23 protein-coding genes are annotated in these 23958 nt (G+C 45.0%); 7 read left to right on the plus strand and 16 right to left on the minus strand.

What is annotated here, in order from left to right; all coding sequences use genetic code 11:
* Positions 1-83: 83 nt before the first annotated feature.
* From ACFO3D_RS07755 to speE, 11 genes are all read right to left on the minus strand, one after another.
* Positions 84-722: a TetR/AcrR family transcriptional regulator gene (locus ACFO3D_RS07755; protein ID WP_390294474.1), complete on the minus strand. Its 639-nt coding sequence runs from the start codon at positions 720-722 to the stop codon at positions 84-86.
* Complete coding sequence (gene meaB / locus ACFO3D_RS07760; RefSeq protein ID WP_390294476.1) at positions 723-1658, minus strand: methylmalonyl Co-A mutase-associated GTPase MeaB; 936 nt, start codon at positions 1656-1658, stop codon at positions 723-725.
* A 260-nt stretch (positions 1659-1918) separates the two neighbouring features.
* Complete coding sequence (locus ACFO3D_RS07765) at positions 1919-3058, minus strand: acyl-CoA dehydrogenase (protein WP_390294478.1); 1140 nt, start codon at positions 3056-3058, stop codon at positions 1919-1921.
* Positions 3059-3101: 43 nt separating this feature from the next.
* Complete coding sequence (locus tag ACFO3D_RS07770) at positions 3102-4250, minus strand: acyl-CoA dehydrogenase (RefSeq protein ID WP_390294480.1); 1149 nt, start codon at positions 4248-4250, stop codon at positions 3102-3104.
* Between the two features lie 33 nt (positions 4251-4283).
* Positions 4284-5132 (minus strand): 3-hydroxybutyryl-CoA dehydrogenase, encoded by an 849-nt coding sequence (locus ACFO3D_RS07775; protein ID WP_390294482.1) that lies wholly within the window; start codon positions 5130-5132, stop codon positions 4284-4286.
* Positions 5133-5174: 42 nt separating this feature from the next.
* On the minus strand, positions 5175-6362 hold the full coding sequence (locus ACFO3D_RS07780; protein ID WP_390294484.1) for an acetyl-CoA C-acetyltransferase: 1188 nt from the start codon (positions 6360-6362) through the stop codon (positions 5175-5177).
* A gap of 229 nt (positions 6363-6591) precedes the next feature.
* On the minus strand, positions 6592-8706 hold the full coding sequence (locus ACFO3D_RS07785; RefSeq protein WP_390294486.1) for a (Fe-S)-binding protein: 2115 nt from the start codon (positions 8704-8706) through the stop codon (positions 6592-6594).
* 374 nt (positions 8707-9080) lie between these two features.
* A complete protein-coding gene (gene argS / locus ACFO3D_RS07790) occupies positions 9081-10751 on the minus strand; it encodes an arginine--tRNA ligase (protein WP_390294488.1) in 1671 nt (556 codons plus the stop codon).
* On the minus strand, positions 10748-11194 hold the full coding sequence (locus tag ACFO3D_RS07795; protein WP_390294490.1) for a YwiB family protein: 447 nt from the start codon (positions 11192-11194) through the stop codon (positions 10748-10750). The genes argS and ACFO3D_RS07795 overlap by 4 nt, the downstream gene beginning before the upstream one ends.
* Positions 11195-11262: 68 nt before the next feature.
* Positions 11263-12135, minus strand: coding sequence for an agmatinase (gene speB, locus ACFO3D_RS07800; RefSeq protein WP_390294492.1), 873 nt, complete (start codon positions 12133-12135; stop codon positions 11263-11265).
* Between the two features lie 22 nt (positions 12136-12157).
* Positions 12158-12985 (minus strand): polyamine aminopropyltransferase, encoded by an 828-nt coding sequence (gene speE / locus ACFO3D_RS07805; RefSeq protein ID WP_390294494.1) that lies wholly within the window; start codon positions 12983-12985, stop codon positions 12158-12160.
* A gap of 152 nt (positions 12986-13137) precedes the next feature.
* Here speE and ACFO3D_RS07810 point away from each other — a divergent pair, with 152 nt between their 5' ends.
* Positions 13138-15210 carry a transglycosylase domain-containing protein gene (locus ACFO3D_RS07810; protein WP_390294496.1) on the plus strand — a complete coding sequence of 691 codons (2073 nt, stop codon included), beginning with the start codon at positions 13138-13140 and terminating at the stop codon, positions 15208-15210.
* 582 nt (positions 15211-15792) lie between these two features.
* On the opposite strand, the gene ACFO3D_RS07815 is transcribed toward ACFO3D_RS07810, so the two are convergent.
* On the minus strand, positions 15793-16314 hold the full coding sequence (locus ACFO3D_RS07815; protein ID WP_390294498.1) for a YwhD family protein: 522 nt from the start codon (positions 16312-16314) through the stop codon (positions 15793-15795).
* Positions 16315-16790: 476 nt separating this feature from the next.
* On the opposite strand from ACFO3D_RS07815, the gene ACFO3D_RS07820 reads away from it, so the two are divergent.
* On the plus strand, positions 16791-16844 hold the full coding sequence (locus ACFO3D_RS07820) for a hypothetical protein (RefSeq protein ID WP_390295488.1): 54 nt from the start codon (positions 16791-16793) through the stop codon (positions 16842-16844).
* 414 nt (positions 16845-17258) lie between these two features.
* On the opposite strand, the gene ACFO3D_RS07825 is transcribed toward ACFO3D_RS07820, so the two are convergent.
* Both ACFO3D_RS07825 and ACFO3D_RS07830 read right to left on the minus strand, forming a co-directional pair.
* Positions 17259-17759 (minus strand): YwgA family protein, encoded by a 501-nt coding sequence (locus ACFO3D_RS07825; RefSeq protein ID WP_390294500.1) that lies wholly within the window; start codon positions 17757-17759, stop codon positions 17259-17261.
* 14 nt (positions 17760-17773) lie between these two features.
* Complete coding sequence (locus tag ACFO3D_RS07830; RefSeq protein WP_390294502.1) at positions 17774-19069, minus strand: HD domain-containing protein; 1296 nt, start codon at positions 19067-19069, stop codon at positions 17774-17776.
* 101 nt (positions 19070-19170) lie between these two features.
* Here ACFO3D_RS07830 and ACFO3D_RS07835 point away from each other — a divergent pair, with 101 nt between their 5' ends.
* The gene (locus tag ACFO3D_RS07835) at positions 19171-20034 is read left to right on the plus strand and encodes a lipoate--protein ligase family protein (protein ID WP_390294504.1); all 864 of its coding nucleotides are present in this window, start codon (positions 19171-19173) and stop codon (positions 20032-20034) included.
* Positions 20035-20155: 121 nt separating this feature from the next.
* Here ACFO3D_RS07835 and pta read toward each other — a convergent pair whose 3' ends face one another.
* On the minus strand, positions 20156-21130 hold the full coding sequence (gene pta, locus ACFO3D_RS07840) for a phosphate acetyltransferase (RefSeq protein WP_390294506.1): 975 nt from the start codon (positions 21128-21130) through the stop codon (positions 20156-20158).
* A 176-nt stretch (positions 21131-21306) separates the two neighbouring features.
* Here pta and hemQ point away from each other — a divergent pair, with 176 nt between their 5' ends.
* From hemQ to ACFO3D_RS07860, 4 genes are all read left to right on the plus strand, one after another.
* Positions 21307-22047 carry a hydrogen peroxide-dependent heme synthase gene (hemQ, locus tag ACFO3D_RS07845; RefSeq protein WP_390294508.1) on the plus strand — a complete coding sequence of 247 codons (741 nt, stop codon included), beginning with the start codon at positions 21307-21309 and terminating at the stop codon, positions 22045-22047.
* Positions 22048-22343: 296 nt separating this feature from the next.
* Positions 22344-22766: a cell wall hydrolase gene (locus ACFO3D_RS07850; protein WP_390294510.1), complete on the plus strand. Its 423-nt coding sequence runs from the start codon at positions 22344-22346 to the stop codon at positions 22764-22766.
* A gap of 14 nt (positions 22767-22780) precedes the next feature.
* The gene (gene gerQ, locus ACFO3D_RS07855; RefSeq protein ID WP_390294512.1) at positions 22781-23245 is read left to right on the plus strand and encodes a spore coat protein GerQ; all 465 of its coding nucleotides are present in this window, start codon (positions 22781-22783) and stop codon (positions 23243-23245) included.
* A gap of 73 nt (positions 23246-23318) precedes the next feature.
* On the plus strand, positions 23319-23570 hold the full coding sequence (locus tag ACFO3D_RS07860; RefSeq protein WP_390294514.1) for a hypothetical protein: 252 nt from the start codon (positions 23319-23321) through the stop codon (positions 23568-23570).
* On the opposite strand, the gene ACFO3D_RS07865 is transcribed toward ACFO3D_RS07860, so the two are convergent.
* Entirely contained in the window at positions 23565-23933 is a 369-nt protein-coding gene (locus tag ACFO3D_RS07865) for a DUF423 domain-containing protein (protein ID WP_390294517.1), read from the minus strand. The two genes, ACFO3D_RS07860 and ACFO3D_RS07865, sit on opposite strands and share 6 nt — an antisense overlap.
* Positions 23934-23958 lie beyond the last annotated feature (25 nt).

Below are 23958 nucleotides of genomic sequence, written 5' to 3' on the forward strand. Positions count from 1 at the left end.
TATCCCGCAGAAGTCTCGCATCTTTCGCTTCAATCGCCCTGCGGTTAATTACATCACGACTGACTTGCATAACTTTTATAAAATCAACCGGCTTCGTCTGGTTGTGGTTTGTTGATTGGCAGCGCCTTCATGAGGAAGTGAATCTGTCGGTCGATATAGTTTTCCAGTGTGAATTGTTTTTGGAGCATCCACCGTCTGAAACCCCACATCTGCCCCTGAATAAAAATATTGTTGGCCAGAAGTTCGGCGTCCTGCTCGGTGATTTTGTCCTGAAGGGAGGTCACAATCACTTTTTCCAGCATGCCGACCATGTCACGTTCCTTCTGCAGCACGTATTCTTTCGTATCTTTTTTCAGCGATTTGACTTCCTGATACATAATAAGTACTTCTTCCTGCATTTCGTCCATTAAGTAAAAATAGGATTCAATCACTTTTTCCAGGTTTGTTACGGAAGGATTCTCCAGATCAATTGCCGATTCAAGCCGGTCCCGAACCTTTTCATAGATTGCATCACAGACTAGAAAAAGCACATCTTCCTTGGTCCGGATATATTCATAAAGTGTGCCGATACTGAACCCCGACTCTTTGGCAATTTCTCTGGTCGTCGTCCGGTGGAACCCTTTCTCCTTGAACAGTGCAATTGCACCTTTAATCATCTGGTTGCGCCGTTTTTCAACTAACTCCACATCTTTTACCGAAGAAAGGATACGGTCCTGGGCCATCTAGTTTCCCCCTTCCTCTTTCCATTTCCTATATAAGTCACGTGCTTGTCTATATGGATCGCTGTCTTCATTGATAGTTATGTCGTTTTGGGTATCATCCATATACGATTTAACATCACGCCAGATTTCCTCACGGATCAGCTCGTAAACTTCAAGCTCCTGTTGCTGCTTACGTCGTTTTCGGCCCTCTTCCGTACTGTACAGGAAATCGTGATGTTCACCGATTTTATCCCAAAGCTTATCGATTCCTTTATTTTCGGTGGTGATTGTTTTGACAATCGAGGTTTCATGGATGTCTGTTGCTGTCATCATGACAAGTTCCTTCAGGAGGGCCTTGAGCTTACCAACTCCTGGGAGGTCAGCCTTGTTGATGACGAATAAATCAGCAATTTCCATGATTCCCGCCTTGAAAATCTGAAGGACATCACCACTGTTTGGTGTAAGAACAAGTGCAGTCGTGTCGACTATTTTCATGATATCGAGTTCTGACTGCCCAACCCCGACCGTTTCAACTATCACCACGTCAAACCCATAAGCATCACAAATTCGGACAGCATCTTTAGTAGCACGAGCCAGCCCGCCAAGACTGCCCCGTGTGGCCATGCTGCGAATATAAACACCATCATCCGTAAAATGCTCATTCATTCGGACTCGGTCACCTAAAAGTGCACCGCCGCTGAACGGACTGGTCGGATCCACTGCGATTATGGCAACAGTCTTACCTTCATTCCGAATATGTGTGATCATCCGATTAACCAGCGAACTTTTCCCTGCGCCGGGTGATCCGGTTATCCCCACATAGCGCGCATGCTTTTTCAGCGAAAAAACATCGCTTAACATCTCGAGCTTATCCGGATGGTCATTTTCTGCCATCGTGATTGCCCGGGCGAGTGCGCGTATATCTTTATTTTTCATCCGTTCAACAATAGCGTGCATCGGTGTTGGCATCCTTTCTGTGTATCTGGGCTTGATTATTGGTGGAGTGTCGCTCGAGTTTGTGGTCGGCTCGCTCGAGTTTGGCTTGTTGCCGCTCGAGTACAGGTCGTGCCCGCTCGAGTTTAGCCTGTTGTCGCTCAAAATTGCGAACTTCGGCGTGGAAACTGTGAACTTCGAGCAACCTAATTGTGAACTCCGGCGAAAATCGTGTGAACTTCGGAGCTTTTCACCTAAACTTCGGCGGAAATGCCTTTCCACCCTTATTTTGTCAGCATCCGTCCGATAACAAGGCGTTGAATTTCGTTGGTTCCTTCATAAATCTGAGTAATTTTGGCATCACGCATGTAACGCTCGACAGGATAGTCCTTGGTATAACCGTATCCGCCAAATACCTGAACCGCTTCGACAGTAATCCGCATTGCGGCGTCACCGGCAAACAATTTCGACATCGCGGACGCCTTGCCGTACGGCTGTCCCTCGGACTCAAGCCATGCAGCCTGATAGGTTAATAGGCGAGATGCCTCAATTTCAGTTGCCATATCTGCAAGTTTGAAAGAAATACCCTGGTTCGTTGCAATTGGCTTACCGAATTGTTCACGCTCTTTTGCATACTCAACTGATGCATCAAGGGCACCTTGTGCGATACCAAGAGCCTGTGCAGCAATACCGTTACGTCCGCCATCAAGCGTTGTCATAGCAATTTTGAATCCTTCACCTTCAGATCCAAGCATATTTTCTTTTGGAATCCGGGCGTTTTCAAAAATAAGTTCTGTAGTCGGGGAGGAACGGATCCCGAGTTTCTTTTCTTTTTTACCAAATGAGAATCCTTCTGTTCCCTTTTCCACGATAAACGCGCTGATTCCTTTATGTTTCGCGTCATGATCGGTCTTTGCGAACACGATATAAATATCCGCTACACCGCCGTTGGTGATCCAGACTTTGCTGCCGTTAAGCACATAGTGGTCACCGTCTTCTTTTGCCGTCGTTTTCATGGAAACAACGTCACTCCCAGCACCTGGCTCAGACAACGCGTACGCGCCTAGTGCTTCACCAGTTGCTAGACGGTAGAGAAATGTCTTTTTCTGTTCTTCGTTACCATATTTATAGATTGGCCAGCTTGCCAGTGAGAGGTGGGCTGAAAGGGTAACGCCTGTAGAAGCACAAACACGTGATAATTCCTCTACAGCGATTACGTAACTTACATAGTCAGCGCCGATTCCACCATATTCTTCGGGCCATGGAATTCCGGTAAGGCCAAGTTCGGCCATCTTGTCGAAAATGCTGCGGTCAAACCGTTCTTCCTCGTCACGTTCTGCAGCCGTTGGTTCGACATCTTTTTTGGCGAAATCACGGACCATTTTACGAAGCATTTCCTGTTCATCAGTAAGTTGAAAATTCATAGTATAGTTTCCCCCTCAGTCGTTGTTTGAGTGGGACAGGGGGTCAGACCCTCTGTCCCAGTATATTTTTAGCTATTACGATATGCTGGATTTCGTTGGTTCCTTCATAGATTTCCGTTACTTTGGCATCACGGAAAAAGCGTTCGACCGGGTAATCCTCGGTGTACCCGTAACCGCCGTATATCTGTACGGCTTCGATCGCTGTTTTTCTAGCGGTTTTAGAGGCGTACATTTTCGCCATCGAGGCTTCTTTGTTGCACGGGATATCACGCTCCACGAGAGAAGCAACATTATAGACAAGCAGTTTCGCAGCCTCAACCTCGGTCGCCATATCTGCCAGTTTAAAAGAAATCCCCTGGTGGGTGGCAATTGGTTTTCCGAATTGCTCGCGTTCTTTTGCATAGTTGACAGCGTGTTCAAGGGCTGCTTCACCGATTCCGAGTGCCTGCGCTGCAATACCAATTCGACCAACGTTCAGGTTAGCCATCGCAATCTTGAACCCTTCCCCTTCGTTTCCAAGGAGCTGCTCTTTTGGTATGACACAGTGATCGAAATTGAGTGCTACGGTACTTGAACCATGTAGACCCATTTTTCGCTCAGCTTTTCCTATTGAAAATCCCGGCGTATCTCTTTCTATTATAAAGGCACTTACACCTTTTGCACCATCTTCGTCACTTGTGCGGGCGAAGGTGATGAACGTATCAGCCGCACCGCCGTTGGTGATAAACATTTTCGATCCATTTAAAATATAATTATCGCCATCGCGTTTGGCACGTGTTTTCAAATTGGCGACATCAGACCCGGCACCTGGCTCAGTTACGGCAAAAGCACCAAGATATTCACCGGATGCAAGTTTCGGGAGATAGTTCTTTTTCTGCTCGTCGGTGCCAAAATAAAGGATTGGGTTCGTCCCAACAGATGTATGGACCGATAAAATAACACCGAGAGTCGCACTGACTTTCGACAGTTCATGGATTGCGATAATGTACGATGTATAATCCATGCCGCTGCCGCCATACTCCTCAGGAATCGGGATTCCCATCAGACCGAGTTCACCCATCTTCTGGATGATTTCTTTTGGGAAGCGATCTTCCGCTTCCATCCGCTCAATCTCCGGCTGTACTTCTTTTTGGGCAAAATCCCGAACCATTTTGCGCATCATATCCTGTTCTTCAGAAAAAATCAGATTCATCATTATACCCCTTCCAGTTTCACACGGCTGTCTTTAATATTGGTAAAATCCACGACCTGATTTTTTTCCGAGCCAGCCGGCCTTAACGTACTTGCGCAGTAATGGACATGGCCGGTACTTGCTGTCACCGAATCCTTCATACAGCACTTCCATAATGTACAAGCACGTATCGAGACCAATGAAGTCAGCAAGAGTCAACGGTCCCATCGGATGATTCATACCGAGCTTCATGACTGTGTCGATATCTTCAACCGAAGCGACCCCTTCATGTACTGCATAAATCGCTTCATTGATCATTGGCATCAGGATTCTGTTTGCCGCGAACCCTGGAGCATCATTTACTTCGACAGGTGTTTTAGACAATTTATTCGTCATATCTTCAATCGCCTGATACGTTTCGTCACTTGTCTGAAGCCCACGAATGATTTCCACAAGCTTCATCACCGGTACCGGATTCATGAAGTGCATGCCAATCACCTGGTCTGGCCGTTCGGTTGATGCCGCAATTTCTGTTATAGGAAGTGAAGACGTATTTGATGCCAGAATTGCATGTTTTGGCGCGAATGTATCAAGCTCGCCGAATACTTTAGTTTTCACGTCCATGTTTTCAACGATTGCTTCAATGGCCAAATCACAGGACTTAACATCTTTCAGCTGCTCTGACTTATGAAGGCGGTTCAGTGTTTCCGTCTTATCAGATTCACTTATCCGCTCCTTTTCCACAGCACGGGTAAGCAGCTTTTCGATGTTTTTCATTCCTTTTTCGAGTGCTTCAGGATTTGCGTCATTAAGAAGAACCTCAAAACCTGCTTGAGCACATACCTGCGCGATTCCGGCTCCCATTTGCCCTGCGCCAATTACCATTACTTTTTCTATTGCCATATGTGTATGTCCCCTTTCTTGATTGTGAATGTAATTTAACGGTTACTGTTTTGGTACTTCGATCAGTACTGCATCGCCCTGGCCGCCACCACTGCAGATTGCTGCGATGCCAAGTCCGCCGCCGCGACGTTTCAATTCATGAATCAATGTCAAAATAATCCGAGCACCGCTTGCGCCGATTGGGTGTCCAAGCGCTACTGCACCACCGTTTACATTGACTTTTTCCGGATCAATTCCAGCGATTTTTCCGCTGGCAAGTGATACTGCAGCAAATGCTTCGTTAATCTCAAATAAATCGATATCGTCTTTTTGATGACCTGTTTTTTCAAGTAATTTGTTGATTACCAGTCCAGGTGTTTGCGGGAAGTCCTTCGCTTCGACAGCTACCTCGGCATGGCCAAGCACTGTTGCCATCGGAGTCTTTCCGAGTTTCTCAGCTTTTTCATCCGACATAACAACGAATGCACAAGCACCGTCATTGACACCAGGTGCATTACCGGCAGTAATGGTTCCCTCTGGGTCAAATGCCGGGCGAAGTTTTCCTAGTGATTCCAAGCTGGTATTTTTACGTGGCGCCTCATCGGTATCGACTACAACCGGATCACCTTTTCGCTGCGGCACTTCAACAGCTACAATCTCCTCAGAAAATTTACCATTCTCGATAGCCTTAACCGCACGCTGATGACTGCGGTATGACCATTCATCTTGCGCTTCCCGGGTAAGTTCATACTCCTCGGCGGTACTATTGCCGTAGTTGCCCATATGTACCCCTTTAAATGAGCACGTCAGGCCATCGTGTACCATCATGTCTTTGACAGATTTGTCACCCATACGATTTCCCCAGCGGGCATCCGGCAGAAAATACGGTGCATTACTCATACTTTCCATTCCCCCTGCCACGATGACATCTTCGTCGCCAAGGCGAATCAACTGGTCGGCTAGTGTCACACTGCGAAGTCCTGATGCACAAACCTTGTTGATGGTTTCTGTTTTAACATTCCACGGAATTCCTGCTTCGCGTGCTGCCTGACGGGATGGAATCTGACCCTGGCCGCCCTGTAAGACAGTCCCCATGATTACTTCATCAATCTCTTTTTCATCAAGCCCGGCACGGTTAAGTGCCTCACGAATTGCCTTGCCGCCAAGCTGGGATGCGGTAAATGGCTTAAGTGCTCCCCCAAACTTACCAAATGGTGTTCTTGCACCGGATACAATTACTGTTTTACGCATGCTCTCAAACTCCCTTTCGTTTATATAGTAGATTTATAGATTAAACTTTGATAACGCTTTCTTTTATTTTGGAAAAAAATAACATGGCTGCTCGAATACGATTCGTTTCATTATCGATTGAACGCTCGCTCAGTTTGTATTCCAAAAAGTGGAGGGGCAACCAAGATTACCCCTCACTCCTTATTATACCTTCCATACTTTTTACTTTCACTTAAAAACCAGCATGTACTTATGCGGTCTTAACTTCATCTTCCACGAATACAGACAGTGCCAGGATTTCCGCAACGTCCATCGTGCTGATATCCTCCTCGACTTCCTTCGCTTTTGTTCCGTCACTGAGCATAGTCAGGCAATACGGACACGCACTGGAAATCATGGTAGGCTTGACAGCCATTGCCTGCTCGGTCCGTGCAACATTAATCCGGTTACCGGTTGTTTCTTCTGACCACATCAGACCACCACCTGCACCACAACACATCCCGTTTTCCTTGTTTCGGTCCATCTCCACTAGTTCCAGGCCAGGAATTGAACGCAGGATTTCACGCGGTGGATCATACACGCCATTGTACCGGCCAAGATAGCAGGAATCATGGTAGGTGAGGCGCTGATTGATTTCACGCTGCGGTTTAAGTTTACCATTCATCACCAGGTCATACAGCATTTGGGTATGGTGATAAACTTCTGCTTCATAGCCGAAATCCGGGTATTCATTTTTAAAGATATTGTACGCATGCGGATCGATTGTAACGATTTTTTTAACATCATGCTTGTTGAATTCTTTGATATTCTTTTCAGCAATCTCCTGGAAAAGAAATTCGTTTCCGATACGGCGTGCCGTATCTCCGGAGTTCGCTTCTTTATTACCAAGGATTGCAAAACTGATTCCAGCCTGGTTCATCAGCTTGGCGAATGCTAACGCGATTTTTTGACTGCGGTTATCGTAAGCCCCCATTGAGCTGACCCAGAAAAGATATTCGAAATCTTTATCTTCTTTTTTCAATTCCTTAACTGTTGGAATATGAACAGATTCATCAAGCTCACGCCATTTAATACGGTCTTTTTTGGATAGACCCCATGGGTTCCCCTGACGCTCAATATTCATAACAGCACGCTGCTGCTCCTGATCCATCTTACCTTCCGTCATCACCAGGTAGCGACGCATATCAACGATGGTACCAACGTGCTCGTTCATTACCGGGCATGCTTCTTCACAGTTACGGCAAGTTGTACATCCGGCAAGTTCTTCAGCAGTGATAACATCACCAATCATGCTTACGCTCTCCATGCTGGCAGCTGCTTCATTGGAGCCCGAACTTGCGAGTTGTGCTCCTCGTGTGTTTGAAAATGCATATGCTGGCACCCAAGGAGATTTCCCTGTAATCGCGGCACCCTTTTCACTGAGATGGTCACGCAATTTTACCATGATATCCATTGGCGACAGCATTTTCCCTGTCCCTGATGCTGGGCAGACATCCGTACAACGCCCGCACTCCACACAAGCATAGAAATCCAACATTTGTGGACGCTCAAAATCTTCCACTTTACCGACCCCGAATGAAATTTCATCTTCATCCTGCTCGGTGTCTTCATCAATATCAAAGTTTATTGTTTTTAGTTTCCCTGGAACACGCTTACTGATAAACACGTTGATTGGTGCTGCAATCAGGTGTGCGTGCTTGGACTGCGGCACGTAGACTAAAAATGCCAGAATCGTAATAGTATGAACCCACCAAGCAATATAGAAAACTACCATTGCGGCGGACGATGACATCCAGCTGAACGCGCCTGCTATTGAACTCGCAATCGGCTCACTCCAGCCGAGCTCTTCACCATGCCAAAGAAGTGACATACCATTTCCGACAAGTACGGATAGCATCAGCGTGCCAATAAAAATAAGAACCAGTCCTGCTTTGAACCCGCGCTTCAAGCGGACAATTTTTTCAATATAGCGGCGATAAAACGCCCAAATAACAGCAACCAGGATCATTAAAGTAACAAGTTCCTGGAAAAATACGAATCCATCATAAAATGGCCCAAATGGTAAGTGATGGCCGGGTGCAAGCCCCTTGATGAACATATCAATTGCACCAAATTGGACAAGAAGGAATCCATAGAACATCATTACGTGGATGGTTCCTGATTTCTTATCCTTTAATAGTTTCGACTGCCCAAAAACGATTTTACCTATCCGGCGGAACCGTTCCTTAAAATCACGGTCAAATTCGGCTTCGCGGCCGAGCTTAATGTAAGCGTACCGTGTAGCTACTACTTTAGCGAACAAATACACACCATAGATGACTACCGCAATGAATGCTAGCAGGTTTATAAGTAAAAATGTATCCATCATCCGCTCCCCCTCTGTGTAAGTATAACCAAAATGATAGCGATTGCATTTTTTGAAATGAGGCAAATTTTCGCTATTGTTTTAAAATGGATTATACTATTACTTTATATGTGAATGATCATTCAGTCAACTGATATTTAGCCAGCTGTGAGAATTGTCATATTTTAATAGTATGATAGGTCGGCCTTCTAGACCTATATTGATCATTATTCCGAATCATAATTCAGTCAAATGCAAAGGAGTTCCCTGCTTTGAGGAACCTCATTCCTTTATTCTATATATATTGGTCATTTTAGGCCAACCCGGGGAACCTCACTTCTATCTTAAACCATAAAAAACCCACAGGAATTCACTCCTGCAGGCATCCATAACTATTACATTTTTTCCGGTGCAGTGACGCCAAGTAGGCCCAGTCCGTTTGCAATGGTAATACGAACTGCTTTCATTAGGGCGATACGTGCGTTGGTACGTTCCGGATCGTCCGGATTCAGCACTTTCTCGGCATTGTAGAAGCTGTGAAGCAGTGATGCCAGGTCGAACACATATTGGGTAATCTTATGTGGTGCCTGTTTCTCCGCTGCATCGGCAACGACTTTCGGGAAGTCACCAAGCTTTTTGAGCAAATCAGTTTCTTTTTCAGCGGTAAGAAGTTCCGAATTGAACTCCGCATCCGCAGCAAATCCTTTTTCCACTGCCTGCTTCAGCATCGTGCAAATCCGGGCATGCGCGTACTGAACGTAATACACTGGGTTATCATTGGACTGGGACCGTGCGAGATCCAAATCAAAGTCAAACTGTGTATCGTTGGAACGCATCATAAAGAAGTAACGGGTCGCATCCACCCCAACCTCGTCCATCAAATCCCTTAGTGAGTATGCGTTTCCGGTCCGTTTACTCATGCGGACTTTCTCGCCGCCCTCAAACAAGCTGACCATCTGAATAATTTTCACGCCGAACTTCTCACCCGGGTAACCAAGCGCCTGGATAGCTGCGCGCATCCGTGGGATATAGCCGTGGTGATCAGCGCCCCATACGTTGATAATTTTGTCGAAGCCGCGCTCGATTTTATTTTTATGATAAGCAATATCCGGAGTAAGGTATGTGTAGCTTCCGTCCTGCTTGATGAGTACACGGTCCTTATCATCACCAAACTCGGTTGAGCGGAACCATGTTGCTCCGTCTTTTTCATATACATAATCTTTATCCCGCAGTGTTTCTACCGCGGCTTCCACTTTATTATCGCGGTACAGTGACTGCTCGGAGAACCAGTTATCAAATTCAACACGGAAATCAGCAAGGTCTTTTTTCAGCTTATCGAGTTCGTACTTCAAACCGTATTCTTTGAAAAAAGTGAACCGCTCCCCTTTATCGGCATCCACCCATTTATCACCGAACTCCTCAGCAAGTTCTTTTCCAATGCCAACAATATCGGCACCATGATATCCGTCTTCAGGCATCGCAGCATCATGTCCGAGTGCCTGAAGATAGCGCGCTTCCACTGATGCTGCCAGGTTATCGATTTGATTTCCGGCATCGTTAATGTAATATTCACGCTGTACTTCATAGCCTGCTGCATCAAGCACGTTGCAGAACACATCGCCATATGCGGCGCCGCGTGCATGCCCAAGGTGCAGGTCACCAGTAGGATTCACTGAAACAAATTCAACCTGAACTTTCTCGCCCTTACCGGCATCAGTTTTCCCATAATCGGTATCCGCCTTAAGAATCGTCGGAATCAGTTCACCGAGGATATCACTTTTTATGAAAAAATTAATGAAGCCCGGACCAGCAATCTCCACCTTTTCAACGGACGCTGTTGTCTCATCGAGATTAGCGACAATGTCATCAGCTATCTGGCGTGGTGCTTTTTTGGCAATCCGAGCAAGCTGCATGGCGATGTTAGTTGCATAGTCGCCGTGCGCCTTGTCTTTCGGTTTTTCCAGAATAATTTCCGGCAGTTCTTCTTTGCTCGCAAGGTCCACTTTTAATACAGCGGCAGCGATTTCCTGCTTTAACACGTCTTCGGTCTGTGTCAGTACGTTCATTGGGTAACCTCCTTCTTAATCGTCAATGTTAACTGGTGTCTGCGCGGATCCTGTCCGTTCATTTTTACAGAGTAGCCAAGCTCCAGCTGGCCCTCATGTGTATCCGTAATTGATCGGTACTCCATTGTTTCCGTAAATGTTTCCATATGTATATTCCCATACGGGTGTTTAAGGATATTTTCCGTAGTTTCTTTCATACGGAATTGCTGGTTCATTGTCAATGCGCCTAAACGTTTTACATTGACCTTTTCCGGCTGAATGGTGATCAGGTTCTTTACCGGTGAACCATTATCATCGGTTTCTTCATATTTAATGACATCCAGATTATTTTTCCGGTAAAACTGGCCTGTTTCATTTACCGTATTGTATTCCATCTGTCCATTATCATCGATTACCGTCTTCAGTTCCACCGCTACCGTCAATGGTTCTGCATTAGTCGTCATCAAATCGCTCCTGCTTCGTATAATTTCCTATTATAGCGATAATTACATGGGTTAAGCAATAAAAGAAATCATTTTACCCAGCCAAGCAGCATTTCCCGGACAAACTTGCTTGCTGCAATGGCGGTTTGCTCCGAATGGTCGTATGCTGGTGCTACTTCCACAAGGTCCGCGCCAATTACTTCCATGTCCGCATCGGCAATCAGTTTAATCGCCTCGAGCAGTTCACTCGATGAAATACCACCTGCTTCGGCAGTGCCTGTCCCTGGTGCAAATGCCGGGTCCAGAACATCGATATCGATTGTAACATAAACTTTCCGGCCACTGAGTTCCGGTAAAATTTCCCGGAGCGGATCAACAACATGATATTTTGCCATATGCATTCCGCTTTCTTTTGCAAAGGCGAATTCCTCGCGCATACCCGAGCGGATTCCGAATGAATATACATTTTCCGAACCGATCAGCCCGGCAATTTTTCGGACCGGAGTAGAATGAGATAATGCCTCACCTTCATACTCCTCGCGTAAATCGGCATGGGCGTCAATATGGATAAGCGCCATGTTCGGATATTTTTTATGTAACGCTTTGATAACCGGCCATGTCACCAGATGCTCGCCGCCAAGCCCCAGCGGAAACTTTCCGTGTTCGGCGAGGGTCGCGACATACTCTTCAATCGCGTTTATACTTCGCTCCGCATTTCCAAATGGAAGCGGGATATCACCGGCGTCAAAATAATTCACTTCTTCGAGATGTTTATCCATATACGGACTGTATTCCTCGAGTCCGATTGATGCCTCTCTGATCCTGCCAGGTCCGAACCGGGATCCTGGCCGGAAACTTACCGTCCAGTCCATCGGCATTCCATAGATGACTGCCTGAGCATTCTCGAAGTCGTTACGTGCCATAATAAAAACTTTTCCTGAATATGCCTCATCAAACCGCATAATAACACCCCATCCTCTATTATCAGTCGAGCAGGTCTTTCACAAATCTTGGCAGTGCGAATGCTGCAGTATGAATTTCTGGTGTGTAATATTTCGTTTCTATTTCGGTGAATCGTTCGTCCTTCACTTTTAATGGGTGATGTATTTTACTTCCCATTGTAAATGTCCACAAGCCACTAGGATAGGTTGGGATGTTCGCTGTATATACGTTGGTGATCGGAAAAATATCGCTGACATCGTGGTACACCTGATGGATTAAATCCGCTTTGAACCATGGATTGTCCGTCTGTGCCACAAAAATCCCGTCATCTTTCAGTGCTTTATAAATCCCGGCGTAAAATCCCTGGGAAAACAAATTGACTGCTGGTCCAACCGGTTCCGTTGAGTCAACCATAATTACATCGAAATCCCGCTCACTTTCCGCGATATACATGAACCCGTCATCCACTTTCACTTCCACACGGTCATCGTCGAGTGTTCCGGCAATTGTTGGCAAATATTTTTTTGAATACTCGATGACCTGTCCATCGATTTCAACCAAAACTGCCTTTTCGACTGATTTATGTTTAAGTACTTCCCGGATCACACCGCCATCGCCGCCACCAACAACAAGAACTTTTTTCGGATTCGGATGGGTGAACAGTGGAACATGGGCGACCATTTCATGATAGACAAACTCGTCTTTCTCCGTTGTCATAACCATATCATCAAGGACAAGCATGTTGCCCCATTCTTCGGTTTCAAGCATCTGCAATTCCTGATAATCGGTTTGCACTGCAGCGAGGGTCTGTTTAATCTTTGCTGTTATGCCAAAGTTAGCTGTCTGTTTTTCGGTAAACCAGATTCCCATAAAAAAATCCCCTTCCATGTTTAACTGGAGTAATTATAGCCGAGTTCTGTAAAAACGCAATATCTATGTGTATTTTTTTGCACCAAGTTTATTTCTACTTATCTTTTCCCATAATGGAAATAATGAACACATCCAATTGGAGCTAAAAAGAGATGAAGAAATTATTTAAATTACCACCAAATAACAATTCAAAAAAGGCAAAATGGCGCCAGTTTATGCTTTGGCTGCCCGTAATCGGTCTGGCGAGTGGTGTCTTATTCCTTACGGGCGTCTACCTGGTCAGTTATTTCCTCGGACCGCCTGATCTGACCAGTGACCAAAACACCATCTATTATAGCAGGGATGGAGAGGTTATTGGCGAGGAGCGTGGCAGCGAGAGCAGATACTGGATGGAGCTTGAGGATATTTCGCCTGAAGTCATTGAGGCCACGCTTGCAATCGAGGATCAATATTTTTACAACCATAATGGTTTTGACTTAAAGCGGATTGCAGGTGCAGTGATGTCTGACCTGACTACCCTCTCTTTAAAAGAAGGGGCAAGTACGCTTACACAGCAGTATGCCCGAAATCTTTATCTTACCTTTGAAAAAACATGGACTCGTAAAATTAAGGAAGCGTTCTATACCGTCCGGCTCGAAATGTTCTATTCGAAAGATGAAATTCTGGAGGGGTATTTGAACACCATTTATTACGGACACGGAGCATACGGAATCGAAGCAGCCAGCAGGTATTTTTTTGACAAATCAGCCAGTGAATTGACCTTGGCTGAATCCTCCATGCTTGCTGCTATTCCGAAGGGACCGTCCTATTACTCTCCGCTGAACGATTTGGAAAATGCCGAAACAAGGCAAAAAAGGATTCTCGCCCTGATGAAAGAAAACGGGGATATATCCAATCCGGAGTATTACCTGGCAGTACGAGAACATCTCAACTATGTAGCCAAAAAAGAAGAAAAACGGACAGCGGTAGCCCCTTATTTTCAGGATACCGTCTTGCAGGAAGCAGTCAGCATTCTTGAAATGAATGCGGAAAGGGTCCGGTCGGGCGGATACGAAATCTACACCACCCTTGATACCGAGCGACAACAGGAGTTGGAGAATCAGGCTAATTCGGTAATCGATTCAGGCAGTGAAATACAGATCGGCGCGATGGCACTGAACCCTGAAACAGGGGAAATTCGAGCACTTGTCGGTGGTAGGGATTATGAAGAAAGCCAGTTTAACCGGGCAGTTCAGGCTAAACGGATGGCCGGGTCCACCTTTAAGCCGTTTCTGTACTATGCAGCGCTCATTCATGGGTATGATCCTACTACCATGCTGATGTCCAAGCCGACATCGTTTGAACTGGAAAATGGCGAGGTATACCAGCCGAGCAACTACAATGGCTATTATGCCTATGAACCGATTTCACTTGCCCAGGCGCTGGCACTATCAGATAACGTCTATGCAGTCCGGACAAATCTTTACCTTGGTCCGGAAACGCTCGTCAAAACAGCGAAGAAATTCGGTATCGATGGCCATTTACCGTCGGTTCCGTCGCTAGCCCTTGGAACCGCATCGGTCACTGTTGAAGATATGGTTACAGGGTACGGAATGATTGCCAATGGTGGTTATGAAATCGATAGCCATACTATCACCCGAATTGTCGACCGTAATGGCAAAGAAGTTTATACGCGTGAGAGTGAACAAGGCGAGCGAGTCCTTGATCCGCAATCGACATTTATCCTGACGCAGCTGATGACAGGTATTTTTGACAGTACCTTGAACGGATATATGTCAGTAACTGGGTCAACTGTTGCAGATGAACTGAGCAGGACATATGCAGCTAAATCAGGAACCACAAATACGGACAGCTGGATGATCGGGTTCAGTCCGGACCTTGTGACTGGAATCTGGACCGGATATGACAACAGTAAGGAAATTGTACGAACTGCCGAGGAAGCGTATGCGAAAGATATTTGGGCTGGTTTTATGGAGGCCGCCCATCAGGATAAACCTTTGAAGCGCTTTGATATGCCAGCAGGGGTTGTCGGTGTTCCAATCGACCCTGAATCTGGTGAACGAGCTTCCACGTACTGTGAAACGAGCCGAGTAATGTATTTTGAAAAAGGTACCGAGCCAACGGAATACTGCTCTGTACATCTCCCGGGTGGCGAGGAGCCTGAGAAAGAGAAGAAAAAGGATAAGAAAGGACTCTTCCAGCGATTGTTTGAAATGTTGTTTTAGAAGAACTCTTTTCTCAGATTATGTTGCTCTTTCACCTTCGAAATTGATAGAAATTGCGACATAAAGGTGAGGTTGATTTCCGCTTCAGGCAGTTGCTTTCCACGGGCAACGCTTCAACTTCCTCGGAAGAAAACCACTTCCTGCGGGATTTTCAGCTGTTGCTTTTCCCGTTGGAGTCACCTGCCTTCCACTCCAATCAACGCTATGCAAGCGGAGGAAATGCACGTAGACTCCTGCGGGAGAGAAGGCCTCGTTGAGACCCCGGAGTGCAAAGCACGAGGAGGCTCAACAGCCACCCGCGGAAAGCGAAGTGCATCTCCGAAGCGACGACAGACGCTTCATACTAAGTTTTCTCTAACGTCGCAGTTTATAGTTTTTGTGACAAAAACAACATTTTTTAAATAGCATCCTAAAAAGGAATACAAAAAAGGCTGACTCCCGTAATGTCCGTTTACGTACGAGTCAGCCTCTTTTGCGTCCTAGCAATACATGAGTTAGCCCATGTACAATTATTTTACAAACTTCCAGGTTAAGATACAACAATTTCGACCAGTGTTCACAATTAAGTCACAAAATGTTCACTTATTCCGGCAGTACTTCTTTCAGTTCGTCTGTTGAGTTATTCCACATTTCTTCGTTGAAATCGACGAGGAAATCACGCAGCAGTTTTTTGGAATGGTCATCCATGTGCTCCAGAATAATTTTCCCTTTTAGTGATTTCTCCATATGGGTTACATGCTGCGGCATTGATTTATATGCTCGTTTAATGGAGCGGTCAACACGGATCTCACTTCCTGCCACACCAGCATAATATGGTCCGTTTTCACCTTTCTCAACGGTTACCCAGACAATCCAATATAGCTTGCCATTTGGCACCTCGTCCTTGTTCGGCAAAAACTTCACACGGCGTTCCACTTCACTGCGGGCATGCATCGCGCCCATGTCGACAAACGCACGGTCTTCATTAGGATCGACAATGACCGATGACATATTCTCAAGACTGATTGTTCCCGCGCCATAACCACCATGGCCGTCGGTCGAATCATCTTTAATTATCGTAAACGGATTACTCTTCCTTTTGCCAGAAGATTGATCTTCACTCATTCAAGGACCCTCCTTCAATCTGTTGGTTCTTATTCTAGCATAACTGCCTATAACGTTTCATTTATACGGTTTTCACGATTTCATTTTATAGAGTTGCAGTAGAAATATACTCGCCTTCTTTACTCAGGGGCCAGTTATAATGAGCTTTAAAAGCCTAATCGCGAATATTTGACAAGAAAACGCAAATATAGTGACTGAAATCGCTAATATATAGCTAAAAAACGTCCACTCATCGCCAAGCTTTATGGAGGAAGCCTTAGTTGCACTTAGATTATACGAAGATTTGCTAACAAAAACTGAACTATCAATGAAGATGGTTCGGTTTTTATATGGCCTATATACTTTTTGTCCCAGCCTCATTTAGTATGTTATTTTGTACGCCAGTTTGGTATGAAATGTCTTATAAACTCTTTCAATTCAACAAATGAGGGGATACGAAACCGTGTGAGATTACAGCTTATGAATCGCTTATGCTCATGCTAACGTTTGGAGCATTGGTTGTAGCACTGCTGTCTTTTCATAAGAAATAGACACCCTGAGTTTGGACAACTCGTGAGCGGGTATCTTATTTCTTGCCATGCTGATTTCCTGAATGGAAACCGAGCTATTGTTACCACTGACAGTTAGTGTTGACGCACTGACTGTCTTCTTTTTAAATATATTCAATCTATATCTCATTAGACCGAACTATTGTTCTTTTATTATATCAAAATGTATCCTATCTTCCAAATAAACATACGAAGAGACGCCCCTGTTAAACCACCGGTTTCAGTCTTTGGGAAAAAATTATAGCACCACCTCCCTTCTCTCTCTTGACTTGGGAGTGTGAGGCCAATTACCCTAAGCATCGGATCGTTCTTTTTGGAATCGCGCATATTAGATAAAAGCGGGCGAAGCGCTTAAGCGTCAAAAAGTCCCCACCTGGCAAAGATGGGGACTCTGTATTACTGCAACGGGTTCATTGTCTTTATAAAATTTAGTGCTTCACCAATCTCTTCATCGGTAAATTTCTGCTTTGGTTTGACCATGTGGATTTTTTCAACCCGTTCCGCTTCCGGTAAATGATCAAAATACAGCATGGTCGAAACAAGTTCAAGAAAGCGCGCGCTCTTGCCGTTCAATAGCTCAATCTGTTCGGTAATATCCGGCATATTGGTTTTAAACTGATTGAGGAAATCCTGTCCGGCTTCGGTGATTCCGTAATGATATTGTGAATAATTGCTCTTGTCTTCTTTCTTTTCATCGATAAAGCCGAGGTTACACAGCTCCTCAATCCTCAGTGAGAGTTCTTCTGAGTATGGACCGTAAAAGTGAAACTGAAATTTTTCCTCAAATGGCGCCCTAAATTTCTGTAGAATATAAATCATTTTTTGCATCTTTTTCCGTCCCGATACTTCGCTTGCCGCAGCAAAAAACTGTATTAATTTAGCATGGTTGGCCAGCATTATACTTCCGCTCCTTATCCATATAATAATTCCATAATCCGTTGTTTTTCTTTACTACCATTATTAAGTTCATCGACCATATCGCTCGGAAAATAAAGCTTGTGATCGGTCCGTTTTTTTCCGGAAATAGCTTCCACAATATCCGAGTGGCGGGACAGTTCCTTAAGCCCTCCATCAGGCATCAGCAAATGGATTGGCAGACGTTCCCCTTCTTCACCTGGACGATAAAAATCGTACGGCAGATCAGATGAGGAATCCACCACCAGATAATATTCCGGATCGATACCAGCTTTCTGGAACAGCTGGTAAAGTTCCATCCACTCGTTCATCTGAAGATTCGGGTTAAATTCAATGTATTTAAACAGACGGCGGTTCATAAACCGTTCGCACAGGTCACGCAGAATGGCATCGTCCTCTTCCTGCCACAACTGGAAGTAATACGAAACAATCGATTCATCCAGCTTCAGGTAGTCAGATAGTGTGACATTCTCTTCGAAAAAAGAAATAAAGTGCAGTGGCTTCAACTTGAAAAGATAATCATTTTCGTATAAGTATTTTGCACGGTGCAGGATTCGTGACAAAATTACCTCAGCACTTCGGGTAACCGGGTGAAAATAAACCTGCCAGTACATCTGGTAACGGCTCATAATATAATCTTCGACCGCATGCATGCCGCTCGACTTAATAACAACCTGGTCGTCAATCGGACGCATCACCCGTAAGATCCGCTCCATGTCAAAATGGCCATAACTTACCCCGGTAAAATACGCATCACGCTGCAAATAATCCATCCGGTCCGCGTCAATCTGGCTTGAAATCAGACTGACTACAAGCTTGTCCTCGTACGTTTTATCGATGACATCAGCGACTTTTTTTGAGAAGCCGGCCTCCACTCGCTCGAGGATTTTATGTATATGGGTATCCCCCATAATGATCTGTTGGGTAAATTGTTCATGATCAAGCTTAAAGACCTTTTCAAAAGAATGTGAGAATGGCCCATGTCCGAGGTCATGAAGGAGTGCCGCGCACAGGCATAGCAACCGCTCGTCATCGTTCCAGTGTGGCCGATTGTCGAAATTACTGATAATCCGTCGGACGATTTCATAGACACCGAGAGAATGGTTAAACCTGCTGTGTTCAGCCCCATGAAAGGTCAGGTTGGTCGTCCCAAGTTGTTTAATTCGTCTTAGCCGTTGAAATTCAGGGGTGGCGATTAAATCCCAGATAACCTGATCTTTTACATGGACATACCGATGGACCGGGTCTTTAAAAACCTTTTCTTCGTGCAATTGTTCATCTTTATATGCCATTGTTCCAACCCGTTTCTGTTTTTGTTATAACTTTTGTTTTATTATATAATGAATAACCGAAGTTAAAAAGAGTTAATCATCCTTTTACAAAGGAGAAACAAATGAAAAACTGGGAGAAAATCGTTCGTCATGCCGGTTTCAGGTACCTCGAACATTCAAATAAAAAATTTTTTCATGATAAACCTTATACTGCACTGACCTCGTTTGCGATTGACGATGTGCTAGCCCTATCAGTAAGTAAAGAAAATGCTATGCCAGCAGTCAGACTTTGGGTTCATCCCGACACAATTGTGCTTGGAATACCTGATGCCCGGCTTCCCTATATCGAAGAGGGAGTCCATTTTCTGAATAGCCAGGGGTACTCTGTTGTTGTGCGGAACTCTGGGGGATTAGCCGTAGCATTGGATGAGGGTGTGCTGAATATTTCGCTTGTCCTGCCGGATGTAAAACATATCTCCATTCACGACTGTTATGACGCGATGGTCGGGTTAATCCGATATTTACTCCGTGATCTGACCGATGAAATTGAGGCGTATGAAATTGTCGGGTCGTACTGTCCGGGTGACTATGATCTTAGTATTGGCGGCCGGAAATTTGCTGGTATTTCCCAGCGGCGCGTCAAGGACGGGGCGGCAATCCAGATTTATCTTGACGTGGAAGGAAAGGGTCAGGAACGTGCCGAGATGATTCGGGATTTTTATTCAATCAGCCGAAAAGGTGAGGAGACCAAATTTACTTACCCGGAAGTTGACCCGCGAACAATGGCATCGTTGTCAGAATTACTCGAATCGCCGCTTTCTGTCGAAGAAATGAAATACAGGGTTCTTTCGGCGCTCCAGAAACTTAGCGAGAAAATTGTCGAGGATGATTTTTCTGCGGATGAATTGGAATCGTTTGAAAGAAGATATGAGCAGATGATCAAACGGAATGAGCAGATTGCCGGGATGCAGGATAATTTAGATTAAAGCGTAAGGCGCTTGTCTTTTCATACTGAAATGAATTTTAAAGCTGTTGATTTTCTGCTCCCGCAGAGAATCTTCCTTTTAAAAAAGCATCCGGCAGAACTATCTGCTGGATGCTTTACTACTATTGATCAGATTGTGCCGCGGTGATTAACGCGAGTTTATAAACATCGTCGGAACTGCAGCCTCGTGATAAATCGTTCACCGGCTTATTCAGTCCTTGAAGAATCGGACCGACCGCTTCAAATCCGCCTAGCCGCTGAGCTATCTTATACCCGATATTTCCGGCTTCCAGGCTTGGGAAAATAAACACATTCGCATCACCTTTGAGTTCTGAATCAGGCGCCTTTTTCGCAGCCACCTCAGGTACAAATGCTGCATCAAACTGAAATTCACCGTCGATTACCAATGCAGGATTTTTCTCTTTGGCGATTTCCAGAGCACCCACCACTTTTTCAGTCTCCTCAGATTGCGCTGAACCTTTTGTTGAAAAACTAAGCATTGCGATACGCGGGTCTACGTCAAATAGCTTAGCCGTTACCGCACTTTCGACCGCAATTTCAGCAAGGTCACCGGCACTTGGATTTATATTTATCGCACAGTCGGCGAATACATATTTTTCATCTTCACGAACCATGATAAATACGCCTGACGTCTTTCGTATATCTTCTTTCGTCTTGATAATCTGGAGTGCCGGTCTTACTGTGTCCGCCGTGGAATGTGCTGCTCCGCTTACAAGGCCGTCTGCCTCACCCATATGGACAAGCATGGTGCCAAAATAGTTTTCATCCAGGATGAACTTGCGGGCCTGCTCAATCAGAGCCTTTCCTTTACGGCGCTCCACAAACTCCTCAGCCATTTCTTCAAACTTTTCATAGTCAGTCGGATTAAGTATCGTACAGGAACTGATATCTGCACCAGCCTCATCAGCTTTTTGCTTCACTTCCTTTTCATCACCAATCAGAATCGGTTGAAGCACACCATCCTTTCCGAGCTTTGCGGCAGCGGTAAGAATTCGCTCATCTGTACCCTCCGGAAATACAATCCGTTTATCTGAACCTTTTACTTTTTCCTTCAACTGGTCAAACAAATTACTCATTCTTATTACCTCCTGCAACCAATTTTGCCAACTAAGCATAATAGATAGATCATTTCTTTTAAAGAATTTTATCCTCTACCCCATCCGAAATCACAGTTCATGATTATCATTCCCTAATTATGATATAGTAAAAACATGTGCAGAGATATTAACAGTAACTAAAGGAGCGATTATATATGGCAGCTGAAGCAGTAGAAACCATGGATGGCTGGTATTGTCTCCATGATCTTCGGACAATTGATTGGACAGCGTGGAAACAGGCATCATCTGAGGAGCGTCAGGCAGCAGTCCAGGAATTCAAAGGCCTCCTTTCCAAGTGGGAAGAAGTAGAAGCAGCGGAAAATGGAAGTCACGTTTTATACAAAGTTGTTGGTCAAAAAGCAGATCTGATGTTCATGTTTTTACGCCCGACAATGAATGAGCTGACAGATATTGAAACAGAATTCAACAAATCGAAATTTGCCGAATATCTTGCGCCTGCGCATTCGTATGTATCCGTCGTTGAGCTCTCAAAATACGGACCGCAGCATTCAGAAGACGATCCGCGTACACTAGAGCGACTTAAACCAATTCTTCCAAAATGGGAGCATATGTGTTTCTATCCGATGGACAAGCGTCGTGAAGGGGAAGAAAACTGGTATTCACTCGAGTTTAAAACCCGTGCGAAGCTTCTATACGAACACAGTAAAACCGGCCGGAAATATGCAGGCAAAATAAAACAGATTATCACTGGCTCATTTGGCTTTGATGACTGGGAGTGGGGCGTGACCCTATTTGCTCATGATGTCCTGCAGATTAAGAAGATTGTTTATGAGATGCGTTTTGATGAAGTAAGTGCCAAGTACGGTGAGTTTGGTGAATTCTTTGTCGGAAATCATTTACCAAAAGAAGATGTGGAAGCATATCTCCACGTATAGTTTGTTACCCCTGGATCTCCTCCAGGGGTTTTTTTATAGGGGGATTCTATGATAAATCTCTTAGATTCGTTGATTAATCCAAAAATGCGGTGATACCAGCTTAGAATTCGTGGATAAATCGCAATTTCCGCAAAAATACGGTGAAATATAAAAATAAGCGATGATAAACCTTCCCTTCCGAACCTACGAATGGCCCCATATTTTTTTGACAGGACAGTCATCATTTCGCCCAGCTTTACATACATATGTCTAGTAGGCCAAACAGCAGGATGGAACAGAAATGAGGTGTATTTAGTGTGGCAGTAATTAAAAGCACCGAAAAAGACGTGAAGTTACTCGCTCGGCTTATGCGCGCCGAAGCCGAGGGTGACGGAAAACTTGGAATGCTCATGGTCGGGAATACAGGGGTCAACCGAGTCCGCGTAGAATGTCTCGATTTCACTGGGATAGATTCAATCAGGAGAATGGTTTTCCAAAGTCCGGGCGGCTTTGAGGCTACCCAGAAAGGTTATTTTTATCAGCGAGCGCGCCAGCAGGATATTAATCTTGCACGCAAGGTGATTGCAGGCAAACGTTATCACCCGGCGTCCAATACCTTATGGTTTTTCAAACCACCAGGTGCATGTCCGGCCCAGTGGTTTGGTCAATGGAACGTCGGCAGATATAAATCACATTGTTTCTTTGCCCCATTGGAATCTGAGTGTCCAAAAGCTTACTAACAGGAGGTTTTATTATGAGTGATAAGAACTCAAATTCATCAGAGCAAAACCATCCGTACACTAATCCTTACCAGGCTACCCCTTACTACTATTATCCGCAGGCATCCCCGGCATATTATCCAGCGTATGAGCCCAGGCAGTTCCCGGATTATCAGCAACCAGCAACACCTGCGCCGGAAGCCGCTGAACAGATGCTGCCGATGGAACAATCGTACATTGAAAATATTCTGCGACTGAATGAAGGGAAAATGGCGACAGTCTATATGTCATTTGAAAATGAGTCCGATTGGAGTTCAAAAGTGTTCCGTGGAATTATTGAAGCTGCAGGACGGGACCATATAATTCTTAGCGACCCAAATACAGGACGCCGTTATCTCCTGCTGATGATTTATTTGGATTATGTGACGTTTGAAGGAGAAATTAACTATTCCTATCCGTACGGTAACCAGCAGCAGATGAGTCAATATCCACCACGATAGGTATCTCGGATACATGAAAAAGAACTTGGCTTACCGCCAAGTTCTTCCATTGTATCTTTAAGGGGGAGCATATATGCGACATCCTTATGAAAAATTTATTCGACTTGAGATTATAACCCTTATACTCGCCGGAGTAATTGGGTTTATTGCTGTTTTTCAAGGATTCCCCATTATTATGATTTTCTGTTTATACCTGCTTGCAATCAGCATTTTCAGTGAAGCGCTTATATACACGAACACCTTCCAAACTGCACAAGGTATGAAACAGTTTGCCAAGGCTTTCCTTCTTATACTGTTCGCTACTATTCTTCTATTCCAGCTATAGATACTTCATAACTGCGTAACCTAGCAGGACCCATCCGACAAGGAATGCCACACCGCCAAGCGGCGTAATCATGGCAAAGGTTTTAATTGAAGTGGTTGAATAGATATATAGACTACCGGAAAACAGTAAGATTCCGATGAAAAATAACCAGCCGGCCCAGTTCATTGCGCCACCCTGCAGCTTAGCCATCAGCAGTCCGGTAACAAGAAGTGCCATTGTATGGAACATTTGATAGTTGACCGCTTTATCCCATGTCTTTAACATTTTTTCCGATATTTTCCCCTCAAGTCCGTGTGCCCCAAATGCTCCGAGTGCTACTGCAAGGAACCCGTTGATTACACCCAAAATTAAAAATAACTTCATATTTATGCTCCTCTCATCTGCAACA

The organism is Virgibacillus kekensis (genome assembly GCF_042654125.1).
Lineage (GTDB): Bacteria > Bacillota > Bacilli > Bacillales > Amphibacillaceae > Lentibacillus > Lentibacillus kekensis.